The organism is Schinkia azotoformans LMG 9581, from assembly GCF_000307855.1.
Taxonomy (GTDB): domain Bacteria; phylum Bacillota; class Bacilli; order Bacillales; family Bacillaceae_J; genus Schinkia; species Schinkia azotoformans.
Genome location: NZ_AJLR01000070.1, coordinates 14,000 through 29,308, shown reverse-complemented (window position 1 = coordinate 29,308; position 15,309 = coordinate 14,000). Strand labels below are relative to the sequence as shown.

11 protein-coding genes are annotated in these 15,309 nt (G+C 37.7%); 7 read left to right on the top strand and 4 right to left on the bottom strand.

Annotated features, from left to right (window positions below; translation table 11 throughout):
• Positions 1-3,002: immunoglobulin-like domain-containing protein (locus BAZO_RS10740; protein ID WP_003331507.1), on the top strand; the 3,002-nt coding region annotated here is incomplete at its 5' end.
• A gap of 81 nt (positions 3,003-3,083) precedes the next feature.
• A complete protein-coding gene (locus tag BAZO_RS21195; RefSeq protein ID WP_003331506.1) occupies positions 3,084-4,838 on the top strand; it encodes an S-layer homology domain-containing protein in 1,755 nt (584 codons plus the stop codon).
• Between the two features lie 155 nt (positions 4,839-4,993).
• On the opposite strand, the gene mreBH is transcribed toward BAZO_RS21195, so the two are convergent.
• Positions 4,994-6,052, bottom strand: coding sequence for a rod-share determining protein MreBH (mreBH, locus tag BAZO_RS10730; protein ID WP_003331505.1), 1,059 nt, complete (start codon positions 6,050-6,052; stop codon positions 4,994-4,996).
• 145 nt (positions 6,053-6,197) lie between these two features.
• Between mreBH and BAZO_RS10725 the strand changes: the two genes are divergently transcribed.
• On the top strand, positions 6,198-6,560 hold the full coding sequence (locus BAZO_RS10725; protein ID WP_003331504.1) for a group I truncated hemoglobin: 363 nt from the start codon (positions 6,198-6,200) through the stop codon (positions 6,558-6,560).
• Positions 6,561-6,645: 85 nt separating this feature from the next.
• Here BAZO_RS10725 and BAZO_RS10720 read toward each other — a convergent pair whose 3' ends face one another.
• From BAZO_RS10720 to speD, 3 genes are all read right to left on the bottom strand, one after another.
• On the bottom strand, positions 6,646-6,987 hold the full coding sequence (locus BAZO_RS10720; RefSeq protein WP_003331503.1) for a cupin domain-containing protein: 342 nt from the start codon (positions 6,985-6,987) through the stop codon (positions 6,646-6,648).
• 111 nt (positions 6,988-7,098) lie between these two features.
• Positions 7,099-8,025: a DMT family transporter gene (locus BAZO_RS10715; protein WP_003331502.1), complete on the bottom strand. Its 927-nt coding sequence runs from the start codon at positions 8,023-8,025 to the stop codon at positions 7,099-7,101.
• Between the two features lie 69 nt (positions 8,026-8,094).
• The gene (speD, locus tag BAZO_RS10710; RefSeq protein WP_003331501.1) at positions 8,095-8,913 is read right to left on the bottom strand and encodes an adenosylmethionine decarboxylase; all 819 of its coding nucleotides are present in this window, start codon (positions 8,911-8,913) and stop codon (positions 8,095-8,097) included.
• Between the two features lie 216 nt (positions 8,914-9,129).
• On the opposite strand from speD, the gene BAZO_RS10705 reads away from it, so the two are divergent.
• From BAZO_RS10705 to putP, 4 genes are all read left to right on the top strand, one after another.
• Complete coding sequence (locus tag BAZO_RS10705; protein WP_003331499.1) at positions 9,130-10,680, top strand: putative bifunctional diguanylate cyclase/phosphodiesterase; 1,551 nt, start codon at positions 9,130-9,132, stop codon at positions 10,678-10,680.
• Between the two features lie 92 nt (positions 10,681-10,772).
• Positions 10,773-11,687, top strand: a complete 915-nt coding sequence (locus BAZO_RS10700; RefSeq protein WP_003331498.1) for a DMT family transporter — start codon at positions 10,773-10,775, stop codon at positions 11,685-11,687.
• Between the two features lie 205 nt (positions 11,688-11,892).
• Positions 11,893-13,440, top strand: a complete 1,548-nt coding sequence (pruA, locus tag BAZO_RS10695) for an L-glutamate gamma-semialdehyde dehydrogenase (RefSeq protein WP_003331497.1) — start codon at positions 11,893-11,895, stop codon at positions 13,438-13,440.
• Between the two features lie 319 nt (positions 13,441-13,759).
• The gene (gene putP, locus BAZO_RS10690; protein WP_003331496.1) at positions 13,760-15,235 is read left to right on the top strand and encodes a sodium/proline symporter PutP; all 1,476 of its coding nucleotides are present in this window, start codon (positions 13,760-13,762) and stop codon (positions 15,233-15,235) included.
• The last annotated feature ends 74 nt before the right edge of the window (positions 15,236-15,309 follow it).

Genomic DNA, 15,309 nt, shown 5'->3' with positions numbered 1-15,309 from the left:
CAGCCACGATCACCAAAGGCGGCGTAACTGAGACGAAAGTGTTTGTCGTAAAAGTATTGAAGCAATCGCAAACCGATGTAGAAGCGGTAACAAATGCAAAAGCCGCGCTAGAGATTGGCTACGGAACAGGAGATAGCATCAATGCAGTTACACAGTCTGTGATCTTGCCAACAACAGGAGCAGATGGCACAACGATCACATGGGCAAGTGACGCCACAAATGTGATAGGAGTAGATGGAACGGTATCACGTCCAGCGAACAGTGCGGGGGATGTGAGCGTGACGTTAACAGCCACGATCACCAAAGGCGGCGTAACTGAGACGAAAGTGTTTGTCGTAAAAGTATTGAAGCAATCGCAAATCGATGTAGAAGCCGTATCGAATGCGAAAGCCGCGCTGGAGATTGGCTATGCAACAGGGGATAGCATCAATGCTGTTACACAGTCCGTGATGTTGCCAATAATGGGAGCAGACGGCACAACGATTACGTGGAATAGTGATACTCCAAGCGTAATTGCGAACGACGGAACGGTAACACGCCCAGCGAATAGTGCGGGAGATGCGAGCGTGACGTTAACAGCCACGATCACCAAAGGCACAGAAACCACAAACAAAGTGTTTGTCGTGAAAGTATTGAAGCAATCGCAAACCGATGCAGAAGCTGTTACGAATGCAAAAGCAGCCCTAGAGATAGGCTACGGAACAGGAGATAGCATTAATGCCGTTACACAGTCTGTGACCTTGCCAACAACAGGAGCAGACGGCACAACCATCACATGGGCAAGTGATGCCACAAATGTGATAGGTCTAGATGGAACGGTTATACGCCCGACGAACGGTGCGGGAGATGCGAGCGTGACATTAACAGCAACGATTACAAAAGGTGGAGTAAGCACAACCAAAGTATTTGTACTGAAAGTTTTAAAATTACATGACATAGATGCACCACAGATTTCATACACACCGCCAACAACATGGACTAATAGACCTCTACTTGTGACACCAATAATAACAGATTCAGGTAGTGGTATTGCTAGTACAAAATGGGCGGTAGATGAGAACGATGTGAATTATTTCTTATCGAATGGTACGAGCTTCTCTGATTCTTTTGAGGTCGCTATGAATGGTACTTATACGGTTTATGCACAAGATGTAGCAGGCAACCAATCTGTATACACCTTTACTGTTGGTAATATTGATACAACCCTGCCAACTCTTGATGTAAGTGTAGATAATACAGCTACAAATGATAAGGTGTTGATTGCAGTAGACGGTTCCGATCAAGATTCTGGTGTCGAAATTATCAAATGGCTTGAAGGAACAAGAATTGCAGGTGACTTTAAAGATGTGGGTTCTCTTGTTGTAGATGGTAGTTTCGCTGTAACAGAGAATGGTAATTATACAGTCTACATTCGCGATGTTGCTGGCAATGAAGTTGTTGAAACGGTAGAAGTATCCTCCATTGATAATGAACTACCAGTGATTCTAGTTGATGTACCAACTGAATGGACAACTGGTGATGTCACTATATCGGCAACAGTTAGGGAGAAAGGTGGTTCCATTGCAACGACGAGATGGGCAGTTGGGGAACAAGATGCCAGCTATTTTAGCGATGGCAGTGGTTATGAATTAACACCGTTTGGGATAGATTCAACCTTTACGAGACAAATAGCAGAAACTACTGTAGGAGAATTGAACCCTGAAGAAACTTCGCAGCAGGATTCAATTGTTGATGTAGCAGACGATGCACTGTCAGGAGGAGCACCAGAAACTCCAACGGATGAACAATCAGAAGGGGGAGCACCAGAAACTCCAACGGATGAACAATCAGAAGGGGGAGCACCAGAAACTCCAACGGATGATCAAGTAGAAGAAGGGACACCGGAAGTTCCAGCAGATGAACAATCAGAAGAGAAAGTACCAGAAACTCCAGCGGATGAGCAAATAGGAGAGGAAAACGCACCACTGGCACCGGAAGCTGTGATTGAACCAGTACTGGAAATGGAAATTCCAGAGCTAGTCCCAATGCTACGGACTATGACAAGTGATGTCATTGAATTAAACTATCAATTTACTGTTTCAGAAAATAATACGTATACGATTTATACAAAAGATGATGCAGGAAATGAACAAATTGCCCATGTAACAGTTGGTAATATAGATAATACGGCACCTGTTGTAACTGCCACTGTAGTGGACCATGACGCCATCAACTTTGAGTCAACAATTGCCGTTGATATTGATGAAAATCAAAGTGGAATTAAAGAGAAAAAATGGGCAAAAGGAACTCTCCTTCCAAGTGATTTTGCGGCTTTGGGCACAGAGCTAGTTGGTACAACGTTTAATGTCCATGAAAACGGCACGTACACGGTGTATGTCAAAGATAACGCTGGTAATGAAAGTGTAGGATATGTAATAGTTGAAACGATTACTCTTCCATCTATCCAAATTGAGCTACTACCGTTATCTACAAATGATGGAACAAAGGTTTCTGTTTCAATTGGAAATACATCAAGTCAGATTGTTGAAAAGAAATGGCTCAAAGGGAATAAGACAAAATTTGATTTTGTAAATGATGGAAATGGCTTTACTGGAAACGACTTTATTATAAGTGAAGAAGGAATCTACACAGTTTATATTAAAGATGCGTCTGGCAATGAAGTTATCAAGACATTTGTTTATCAGACCAAGCCGTACCAAATTGAAGGATCTTTAAGTAATTCAGGTGGAATTAAAGCCGCTGCAACGATTTCCTTACAGGATGATACAAATCCAACTTCAGGTACAAAGTATGTTGTCTTCCAGCTCATGAAAGGAACAACCCCAGTAAGTGTCGTAGCTATTGAGAAAACATTACAAGCAACGGAGAACGTATCAGCCTACTTTAATGTAACTGGCTCTGGCTATACTGTCATTGTCAATGTATTGGATAAAGATATAACCAATCAAACAGATGTAGGAAGAAGTTTAGCAGATTCAAAGACTCTCACCATCCAAAATTAAGTATTTTCAGCTAGAGGAGGGCGGATTTTCCCCCCTCCTATATCAAGTAAATAATAAAGTAAGTGAAAGGGGAAATTTATGGTGAGAAAACTACCATTATTGTTCTTGACCATGCTTATCTGCATAATGGTGTTCAATCCAATATCAAATGTGCAAGCAGCAGCATTAAACGTTACAGACATCACGGATAAATATCGTGGAGATCAAGTCACGATTTCTGGTACAAGTCCTTTTACAGAAGTCATTGCAAAGGTATACGATCCGAACAATGTAATTCTTTATATTGAAGTATTATCTGTCCTTGATAATGGAAACTATTCAAAGACTTTTTCCTTATCGAATGATGCCATTTATGGGACCTATAAAGTGGTCGTAGGGCAGGAGACAAACGTTGTCAATGATACATTTAACGTTATCGCTAGACCTTCTGTTGGCGGTGGAGGTGGAGGCGGAGGTGCTCCATCACAAGGCACCCAGATAACGGTTCCGGTTCAAAGCGGCACAACGGGAACAACTGTTTCGCAAACCACTATCCAAAGAACCGCTGGTTCAAATGGAACAGTTAAAGATTCAGTGGTGATGACGGAACAAAGTGCTAAAGAAACGATAGCTGCACTAAAAAATCAAGGTGAGAAGACGGCACGGATTGTCATACCGGATGCTGAAGATAAAGTGTCGGAAGTAAATGTGTCCATTCCAAAAATAGCTTTAACAGCGATAAAGTCTGGAGGAATTGACTTAGAAATTAAAACAGAAAATGCAAAGCTCACAATTCCGAACACTACTTTAGAGAAATTTAACCAAGATCTCTATTTCCGAGTGGTTCCTATTAAAGGTCAGCAAGAAAAAGACCAAATAGCTGAAAGAGCTAAACAAGAACAAATCGTTCAAGATGTAGTGCAAGGAAGAGATATTCAAGTACTAGGCAGACCGGCAGAAATTGAGACGAACCTCCAAAGCCAACCAGTTACGATTACGATGCCAATTCGTGAAGAAGACTTACCGAAAGACAAAGAGAGTAGACAAAGAATCTTAGATGATCTTGTCATTTTCATTGAACATAGTGATGGTACAAAAGAGGTAATCAAAGGTACTTTTATTACAAATGAAGATGGTACATTAGGCATTGAATTTGGAATTGATAAATTTAGTACATTCACATTAGTGTACGTGGAAGGCTCAAAGGAGTATTTTGCACAACTGGAAAAGGATAAAAAGGTAGAGGGTACTGTTCATAAAGCCTATATCTCTGGGTATCCAGATGGCACTTTTAAACCGGCTAATAGTATCAGTCGGGCAGAAATGGCTTCTTTACTCTCACGTGTCTATGACGGTGAGCTAAAAGAAAATACTTCACCAACAAGTTATGTAGATATTCCAGCAGGGCATTGGGCAATGACTTCGATAGAAAAAGCCCAACTAACCGGACTTATGAGAGGCTATTCAGATCATACATTTGGTCCGAATAAATCAATAACAAGAGCAGAAATGGCTGCTATTGTCTCTAGATGGCTCAAACTAGAAGGAACAGGCTCATCTAGCGCCAAAGATATTCAAGGCCATTGGGCCGAGCAAGCAATCATGCTTGTTGATAAAGCTAATATCATGAATGGAATGCCAGATGGTACATTCCAACCTAATAAGCCGCTATCAAGAGCAGAAGCAGTTACGATTGTTAACAGAATCCTAAAACGAGGACCACTATATGGTGATGTTAAACCAACTTTTATAGATGTACCAACAACTCATTGGGCTTATAAAGAAATCGAAGAAGCATCCAAGGATCATAAGTACTCCATTGATGAAAGTGGAAAAGAAACCGTGTTAATAAAATAAAAGTTGAAAAAATATAACTCGCTTAATTCCTATTTCAAGGTTTTAAGTGAGTTTTTTTCTCTTGCTATAGCCATACGAACATTTCTTGTAATAGAATTTGTGGTCAATCTCTTATTTCCATTCCTGCGGTGGGAGTCTATCAAAGACTCCCCAACCTAATTTGCAGTATTTTGTATCTTGTCCTTAAAATAAGAGAGAGAAGCGGTATCGTTTTTCATTTTGTCGACAAACCCAAGTGCTTTCCCAGTACCGATCACTACAGATTCAAGTGGTGAAGGGGCAAGATTTACTGGTAAATGTATTTCTTCACTTAGCCATTCCTGGACTCCTTTTAAAAGGGCCCCACCGCCAGTTAAAGTAATTCCATAATCAACAATATCCCCACTTAATTCAGGTGGACACTCTTCTAAAGTTAAACGAATCGTAGCTAAAATTTGTTCCAAAGATTCTTTCATTGCATCATGAACTTCTTTAGATGATAGTGTAATTGTATTCGGAAGCCCTGTGACCAAGTATCTGCCGCGGGCATTACAATTTATTTCATCATGATTTTTCGTTGCAAAACCAATCTCTATTTTAATTTGTTCAGCTGTTTGTTGACCAATAAGTAAATTATATTTTTTGCGAATATACTGGGTGATATCTTCATCAAATTTGTCCCCGCCAATTTTAAGCGTATGGCAAGCAACAACACCACCGTAGGAAATGATCGCAACTTCTGTTGTGCCACCACCGATATCAACAATCATACTTGCAATGGGTTCATCAACCTTTAGCTCGGAGCCAATTGCAGCTGATATTGTGTTTTCAATAATATGAACCTGCTTTGCACCGCAATTTTTAACGGCATCGATCATGGCACGCTTTTCTACTGGGGTTGATTTTGTTGGTGCTGCAATTACGACATTTGGTTTTCTAAATGATGATAAGCTGCTCCCATTTGTTACTTTTTTCATTAGTATTTTAAGTATTTGAGCTGTCCGATTGTAATCAGAAATAACGCCATTTTTAATAGGGTTTATTACCTCTACATTTTTGGGAGTTTTTCCAACCATATTTTTGGCTTCATTACCTATTGCCACAACTTCATTTGTTTCAACATTAATGGCGATAACAGAAGGTTCCTGAAAGATGATCCCTTTTCCTTTTTGGTGCAATAAAATATTTGTTGATCCTAAATCGATCCCAATTCCAATATTATGAGTAAAAAACATATAGTTCATCCATTCTGTGTCAAATTCATTCTTTGCTAATTAAATAATTCTACGTTAAAACATGTTTTTTGGGGGTAGCAGTATAAATTACTCGAAGTTTGAGGAAAATACATTTTGTGACTTCACTAGGAAAGGATGTATTTTTATGGAACAAACATTATATGAAAAAGTTGGCGGGGAAGCAGCAATAGGAAAGGTTGTCGACTATTTTTATGATGAGTTGGTGCTGAAGGATCCTACTGTAAACCACTTTTTTGAGGATACCGATATGGATAAACAACGCGAACATCAAACCAAGTTTATTAGCTTTGCATTGGGAGGTCCTAATCAATATTCCGGCCAATCCATGGCGAAAGCGCATGAAGGAATGAATTTGCAACCCAATCATTTTGATGCGATTGTAAAGCATTTGCATGACTCGCTTGCACATTTTGGAGTAGAGGAGAGGGATATTGACCAAGCTTTAACTAGAGTAGAGGCCCTTAGGGATGATATTTTATATCAATAGAAATTTAATATAAAAAATAGAAGGGGCTGTCCCAAAAGTCAGTGGAAGCTGATTTTTTGGAGCCCCTTATTCAAATTCTTTTTAGTTAAATATCTTTCGCATAATTTTCATTAGGAATTTTATTTAACGCAACATAAAGACTTAATGGGCTTGTGCCGCTATTTTTAAATGCCATTTTTTCATCACTGCCGCAATGGACCACATCGTTAGCTGTAACAGCAATTTCTTTTCCATCGATAATGAATGTGCCATCGCCATCGAGTACAAGCAGGTATACTTCTGTGCCAGGGTGTGTATGCTCAGGGAGCTGTTGACCAGGCATAAAATTTAATATGAATACAGTGCTGCCACCTTTATTATAAATGATTCTTTTCGTGAATTTTTCATCACTATATTCTTTGTATGTTTGAAGGGATTGTTTTTCCATAATTAATCAGTCTCCTTATTGTTTTGATAATAATAGTTTCTCATAAAACCCTCGAAAAGAATTTGACTGAAATCAAAATTCCCAAGGATCCTAAATTCGTATTCTAAATACTTATATATCAGAAGATGATGAATGGGTTAGCTCCAGATCCGAAGGTATTTCTTTTTCATTACGTTCCTGTACAATGATGACAGCGGCAATGACCATCAGAATGCCTAAATACTGCCATACTTCGAGCCTTTCGTTAAAGACGAGAAAGCCGGAAAGTGCAGCTATAACCGGTTCAATTGTCGCGATAATCGATGCTCGGCTTGATTCAACTGCGCTAAGTCCTTTTGTATATAATGTAAAAGCGAATACGGTTGAGACAATACCAAGACCGATTATGCACAGTACCGCCTTTATATTTAAAATCAGAGGAATTACTGAGCTCAATCCGCTGAAGGGAGCAATCGCAACGGCTCCAAATATAAATGTAAAAATTGTAACCGTTATTGAGTCATACTTCATCAGTGCGAATTTACCGAAAATGCTATACAGGGCGTAAAAAAGCCCTGCTCCTATGCCGAGAATCAATCCATAAGTTGAAATTGAATCACTGGTACTTGGAAACACGCCGATAACAAAAGCGCAGCCGATAAACGTTACGAATAAAGCCGATAGCTTTCTAGCAGTTAATGGCTCCTTAAAAAATAACCTCGATAAAATAGTGACAAAGGCTGGTGCAGTGTAGAGTAAAATCGCAGCAATCGCAATCGTTGTTTCCTGAAGTGCATTAAATAAACACCAATTAAAAAACACCAAACTTACGATACCGGTTCCGATAAAATATTTACTATCGGATAGTTTAATTTTAAGGAGGTGCCGATTCGTAAAATAAACATAAAGAAAAAGAACAAAGGCAGCCGTAATTAATCTAATCGCAACAACCTGTGTTGGATTAAAGCCTAATTCATAAAGGTAAGAAATAAAAATCCCGATAATTCCCCAACAAAATGCCGCAGTTGCAATATATAAGTAAGCTAATCTTCTACTCATGCTTTATGTCCCCTAAAATTTCTAATATTTTACTTAATCATAGCAACTGCGGAATAAAAGTAAAATGGTTTATTCAAACCCATTCGTAATATTTTTGCCGTAGAAAATTTCATCCATTTCGATTTTCAGTTTTCTTTCAATCGTAAGCTGCTCTTGTGATGACAATTTTTCTTTTGTATATCCGAACAAATAATTGTCCAAATCGAATTGTTTAAGCTTACATTTGGTATGGAAAATATGTTCTTGGTAGATGTTAACATCGATCATTTGATATAAAGCTTGCACTTCATCGGGGATGTAATTTTGAATCGAGTTTATTTCATGGTCAATAAATAATTTGTGACCAGAAATATCTCTAGTAAACCCACGAACACGATAATCAATAGTCATAACATCGGTTTCAAACGAATGGATTAAATAGTTTAAGGCTTTAAGTGGTGAAATTTCACCACAGGTTGATACATCGACATCTGCTCGAAACGTGCTGATTCCTTCATCAGGGTGAGATTCAGGATATGTATGAACGGTTATATGACTTTTATCCATTTGGGCAACGATAGATCCTGGAATTGGTCCGGGAGATTCCTCAAACGCCTCTTCCGCCGACTCATCAACAGGCCCTTCCGAAATTAATACGGTAACACTGGCACCTTGTGGTACATAATCCTGTTTAGCAATATTTAATATATTGGCCCCGATTATTTCGGTAACATGAGTCAAAATTTTGGTAAGTCTGTCTGCATTGTATTGTTCATCGATATAATTTATATAAGCCTCACGCTCTTCCTTTGTTTTTGTATAGCAAATATCAAACATGTTAAAGCTTAAGGATTTAGTAAGATTATTAAAACCGTGTAATTCTACTACTTGCTTTGGTGTAAGCCTCATTCCATAATCTCCTTTTTCCTTCTATGTTCTTAATATAGGTTTGTATAATTACATCAATAATATACTTAATTAAAAAGGACAATTCCTGAATAAATTATATTTTTTATATACAGACCTTCATTAATATTTTATAATGTGATAAAATTATTATTTTTTACATGTTTTTCACTGTTTTTCCTGTATAAAACCTAAAAAATACTTCCGAGGAGACATCTGATGTTTAGAAATACCAAGACCCAGTATCGGACTACTATTTTAATCCTAATTGGCTTACTTTTAACTTTTTCTTGTATATATATCATCCCAGTGTTTGATTCGCTGCCTTTATCAATGCGTTTTATTCTTGAACTTGGTATCATTTCTGTTGCGATTTTGATTGCATTTCTAAAGCAAAAAGAAGCGCAAATAGCATTATATGAAAGTGAAATTAAACTCGAGGCTGTTATTGAAAAGGTAAACTATCTTGCCTATCACGACGAATTAACCGGTTTATATAATAGGAACTATCTTTTGAAATGCCTTGAAGAAAATATGAAAAAAACAGAGAATACAGGCGAAAGTTATGCCCTCGTTTCTGTTAATTTAAATCGTTTTAAAAACGTAAATGATTCATTAGGAAACGAAATGGGAGATCTGTTTTTAAAAACGATCGCTGAGCGATTAAAGGAATTTAGTAATAATGATGTAATACTGGCCAGAGTGGTTGCGGATGAATTTATGTTTTTCATGCCGGGTAAAAAGAATCTTGAGGAACTCATTCATATCGCAAATACAATCCATAAACGGATAGAAGAGCCGATGATTGCAAAAGGATTTAAATTTCATATTACGTCTTCAATGGGTATTTCCTTATTTAATGAAAATATTGAAGAGACAAACCAATTAATAAAGCAAGCCCAACTGGCTATGCATGAGGCTAAGAAAAACGGACAGGCAGTGTTGGTCTACCACCCAGATATGAATAAAGAATTGCTCGAGAATCTTTTTTTAGAAAATGATTTACGTCAGGCTCTTGACCGTAAGGAATTGGTTTTACATTATCAGCCGCAAGTCAACATAGAGACAGGTGAAATCATCGGGGTGGAGGCGTTAATTCGCTGGAATCATCACAATAAAGGAATGATTCAGCCGGGCAGATTTATACCTTTAGCGGAGGAAACGGGCTTAATTATACCGATCGGGAATTGGGTTATGATAGAAGCTTGCAGCCAATTGAAAAAATGGAATGAAATGGGAATTACGAACTTAAGACTATCTGTAAATCTTTCATTGCGTCAATTGTATCAAGAAGATTTAGTAGAAACTGTAGCACGAACTTTGCAAATATCAAAAATTAAACCTGAGAACTTAGAGCTTGAGATAACGGAAAGTATGGCTGGAAATACGGATAGAGTGATATCGATATTACAGAGCCTTAAAAAATTAGGAGTTCGTATTTCTGTAGATGATTTTGGAACAGGTTATAGCTCTTTAAGTTATCTTTATTCATTCCCAATTGACCAATTAAAAATAGACCGCTCCTTTATTACGAATTTATTTACTGAGGAAAATAATAAAGTAATTGTAAGCACTATTATTTCAATGGGAAAAAATTTAGGGCTGGAGTTGATTGCTGAAGGTGTTGAAACATCTGAGCAAATCGAATTCCTTCGCCCTTATAAATGTGTCGGGGTGCAAGGATTCCTTATTAGTCGGCCACTACCTGCTAATGAATTTGAAAACCTTCTTTTAGAAAAAACAACATTTTTAGAAAGATACTCGGGTTAATTAAAAAAGTCAGCAAAAAGCTGATTTTTTTTGATACTATAGGATTATTGTTCAATTATGGAAATTCCCGGCAGAGATAAGGTGATTTCAAAATGCAGGCTGAAGCAATTGCATCTAAGAGTAAAGCATTAGGAATTTTTTTGGTCCTTTCAAGCGCTTTGCTATGGGGTTTATCAGGAACGGTTGCCCAATATCTGTTTCAAGTGAAAGGTTTTTCGCCAGAATGGCTTGTGACTGTACGCTTAATCGTTTCAGGTCTAATTCTCTTGGTTATTTCTTTTGCAAAAAATAAAAGGACTGTCTTTAAAATATGGAAATCAAAGAATGACCGTATGTCTTTAATAATGTTCTCAATTTTAGGCATGCTTAGCGTCCAATACACATACTTTGTAGCGATTGATGCTTCCAATGCAGCAACTGCAACCTTTTTACAATACCTGGCTCCAGCCATGATTGCTGTATATTTTGTTTTTTTAAATAAAAAGCTTCCGAATGGGAAGGAATTGCTTGCTTTAGCGTTTGCGCTGGTAGGAACATTCTTATTGGTCACTAAAGGTACAGTCGATTCGTTATCAATTTCAAAAGAAGCATTGTTTTGGGGAATTGCCTCGGCTTTTGCATTAGCCTATTATACGATAAAGCCAAAAAGCCTGTTAGATCATTGGGATTCTCCAACCATTATTGGTTGGGCTATGGTGATTGGTGGATTGGGAATCAGTATAGTCCATCCTCCTTGGCAGTTTGTTGGTACGTGGTCAATAGGAAGTTTATTTTTTGTTTTGTTTATCTTTTTATTTGGGACCTTGATTCCGTATTATTGTTATCTTGAAAGTTTAAAATATATTAGCCCATCTGAAACAAGTATGCTGGCATCAATTGAACCATTATCAGCGGCTATCGTCTCCGTTATTTGGTTAAAAACGACATTTGTTATGATGGAATGGATTGGTGCATTGTTTATTCTTGGCACGATTTTAATATTGTCAAATGATAAGAAACCAATATAAAAAAGGAGTGAATGTCAAATTTTTCGCTCCTTTTTTATTTTTTTGCAACTAATTTGTGGGAAATATACAATGAAAGCCCTTCATTATTGTTACTATGTAACATTGTGGAAGTTTAGCTTTAAAAGTTAAAATTTAATTAAAGTACATGATAAGTAACTTTAGATGAATAATATAATCGTGTAATTACGAAAAAAGGGGAGATTTTATGTATACACCATACAAACATGAGCCACTTACAGATTTTTCAATTGAAAAAAATCGTAAGGATTTTGAAGCAGCGTTAGAAAAAGTAAACGGTTTAATGGGCAAGGATTATGACCTAGTAATTGATGGTGAAAGAATCTCAACAGAACAAAAAATTGTATCTATTAATCCTGCTAATAAAGAAGAAGTTGTAGGACGTGTTTCTAAAGCTAATAAGGACTTAGCTGAAAAGGCAATGGAAGCAGCTTCGGAAAGCTTTAAAACATGGAGAAATTGGGATCCGGAAGCTAGAGCGGGTATTCTATTCCGTGCAGCTGCGATTACTCGTCGTCGCAAACATGAGTTCTCGGCCCTTTTAGTAAAAGAAGCGGGTAAGCCATGGAAGGAAGCAGATGCAGATACAGCTGAAGCAATTGACTTCATGGAATATTATGCACGACAAATGATTGAATTAGCAAAAGGTAAGCCGGTACAAAGCCGCGAGGGTGAGCGGAACCAATATGTTTATCAGCCGTCAGGAGTTGCTGTTGTTATTCCGCCTTGGAACTTCGCATTTGCAATTATGGCAGGTACAACTGTAGCTCCAATCGTAACCGGCAACACTGTGCTTCTAAAGCCTGCAAGTGCGACTCCGGTTGTTGCTGCTTGGTTTGTCGACGTTTTAGAGCAAGCTGGTCTTCCAAAAGGAGTAGTAAACTTTATTCCTGGTAGCGGTGCGGAAGTAGGAGACTACTTAGTTGATCATCCAAAAACTGCTTTAATTACATTCACTGGTTCACGTGATGTCGGTCTTCGCATTTTTGGACGTGCGGCTGTAGTTCAACCAGGACAAAAGCATCTTAAGCGTGTGATTGCTGAAATGGGCGGTAAAGATACTGTAGTTGTTGATAAAGATGCTGATCTTGAATTAGCAGCACAGTCAATCTTTGCATCAGCGTTTGGTTTTGCAGGTCAAAAATGTTCTGCAGGTTCAAGAGCGGTTGTACATGAAGATGTATATGATCAAGTATTAAATCGAGTAGTTGAGATTACAAAAGCAGCGGTTACTGGAAACCCTGAATCTTATGAAACGTATATGGGACCAGTTATTGATCAAGCTTCATTTAATAAAATTATGGAATACATTGAAATCGGTAAACAAGAAGGACGTATCGTAGCTGGTGGTAATGGTGATAATTCAAAAGGATACTTCATTGAACCAACAATCATTGCAGACCTTGATCCAAATGGAAGAATCCAACAAGAAGAAATCTTTGGTCCTGTTGTAGGATTTTCTAAGTTCAAGACTTTTGATGAAGGGCTTGAAATTGCCAACAATACGGAGTACGGATTAACAGGTGCCCTAATTTCTAATAATCGCGAGCACATTGAGCGTGCAAAACGTGAATTCCACGTTGGTAACTTATACTTTAACCGTAACTGTACAGGAGCTATCGTAGGTTACCAGCCATTTGGTGGATTTAATATGTCTGGAACAGATTCAAAAGCAGGTGGCCCGGACTATTTAGCACTTCACATGCAGGCGAAGACAATCAGTGAAATGTTGTAAAAAGATATAGTAAAAAAGTAATTTAACAATGTTAATAATATGTTAAAATAATATTTTATGTGGTGAGGCTTAAAAGGTTTATTTTGAATTCCTAAATTCTTTTTGGTCTCACCACCTTTTTATTATAATTTTTAACGATATTTATCGGTTTTATTTTTTTGAAAATTCTAAATAAAGGAACTATAAAAACTTCATTAAAAAAATGTTCACAAATCATTAAAATTTGTGTAATATAAAGATAGTTCAGAAAACCTACAGAATACTACAAATTGCTACGTAAATTAGCGAAATGTAGAAAAAAGAGGAGGTATAAAAAACCATGGGTAACATTCAATTACTAATCTCTGTAAGCGTATACATGATCGGCATGCTTTGGATCGGCTACTACGCTTATAAACGCACTTCTAATTTATCAGACTATATGCTTGGTGGGCGTGGTCTTGGTCCGATGGTAACAGCTCTTAGTGCAGGAGCATCAGACATGAGTGGTTGGCTTTTAATGGGTCTACCTGGTGCAATGTATGCAACAGGATTAAGCGCTTCTTGGATTGCGATTGGTCTAACTTTAGGTGCTTGGGCTAACTGGCTTTGGGTAGCTCCAAGATTAAGAAGTTATACTGAAATTGCCAATAATTCCATCACGATTCCTGGTTATTTAGAAAATCGTTTTGAAGATAAATCAAGATTGCTCCGTTTAATTTCTGGATTTGTAATTATGATCTTTTTTACCTTTTACGTATCAGCGGGCATGGTTTCAGGTGGAGTACTATTCGAGAGTACTTTTGGAATGAGTTATCATACCGGCTTAATTATCATCACAGCCGTTGTTGTTGCCTATACACTGTTTGGTGGTTTCTTAGCTGTAAGTTTAACTGATGCCGTTCAAGGATTAATAATGGTACTAGCGTTAATTCTTGTACCTGCTGTAACAATTATCGAAGTTGGCGGATTTGGCACATCATTCTCTGAGATTCGTTCAATTGATCCAGCACTTTTGAATATTTTTACCGGAACTAGTTTCTTAGGAATTGTGTCACTATTTGCATGGGGCCTTGGTTATTTTGGACAACCTCACATTATTGTTCGTTTTATGGCGATTACCCATGTTTCGGAAATTAAAAAAGCACGCCGCATCGGTATGAACTGGATGGTTTTCTCTGTAGGCGGTGCAATGTTCACAGGTTTAATTGGTCTTTCTTATTATTCAATAAATGGGATGAAACTAGACGATCCAGAAACGATTTTCATTATGCTAGGAAATATTTTATTCCATCCAATCATTACAGGTTTCTTAATTTCAGCAATTCTTGCAGCCATTATGAGTACAATTTCTTCACAACTACTTGTAACATCAAGTTCTTTAACAGAAGATTTGTATAAAACATTTTTCCGACGCTCAGCATCAGATAAAGAATTGGTATCAATCGGTCGGCTATCAGTATTATTAGTTTCTGTTATTGCTTTATTTCTTGCTTGGCAAAAGAATGATACAATCCTTAACCTTGTTGGTTATGCATGGGCAGGATTTGGTTCTTCGTTTGGACCTGTCATTTTGTTAAGCTTATATTGGAAGCGTATGACAAGATGGGGAGCTCTTGCAGGAATGATCGTTGGGGCAGTGACAGTAATCGTTTGGTCAAACGCTGGGTTATCAGACTTACTCTATGAAATGATCCCTGGTTTTGCGTTAAGTTTATTAGCGGTATATGTTGTCAGCTTAATGACCGCAAAACCTACAGGCTTAGTTGAGGAACATTTTGAACAACTTGAAAAGGCAGTTAAAGAGCCTAAATAAAAATAGATTGAAGAGCATTTTTCGGAGATAAGAATCATTTCTTATCTCTTTTTTTATATGGTTTGTGATATGAT

Coding starts and splice junctions, on each gene's coding strand:
- BAZO_RS10720 (WP_003331503.1), bottom strand. CDS start 6,987: ATGGAAAAACAATCCCTTCAAACATACAAAGAATATAGTGATGAAAAA.
- mreBH (WP_003331505.1), bottom strand. CDS start 6,052: ATGTTTTTTACTCATAATATTGGAATTGGGATCGATTTAGGATCAACA.
- speD (WP_003331501.1), bottom strand. CDS start 8,913: ATGAGGCTTACACCAAAGCAAGTAGTAGAATTACACGGTTTTAATAAT.
- pruA (WP_003331497.1), top strand. CDS start 11,893: ATGTATACACCATACAAACATGAGCCACTTACAGATTTTTCAATTGAA.
- BAZO_RS10705 (WP_003331499.1), top strand. CDS start 9,130: ATGTTTAGAAATACCAAGACCCAGTATCGGACTACTATTTTAATCCTA.
- BAZO_RS10700 (WP_003331498.1), top strand. CDS start 10,773: ATGCAGGCTGAAGCAATTGCATCTAAGAGTAAAGCATTAGGAATTTTT.
- BAZO_RS10725 (WP_003331504.1), top strand. CDS start 6,198: ATGGAACAAACATTATATGAAAAAGTTGGCGGGGAAGCAGCAATAGGA.
- putP (WP_003331496.1), top strand. CDS start 13,760: ATGGGTAACATTCAATTACTAATCTCTGTAAGCGTATACATGATCGGC.
- BAZO_RS10715 (WP_003331502.1), bottom strand. CDS start 8,025: ATGAGTAGAAGATTAGCTTACTTATATATTGCAACTGCGGCATTTTGT.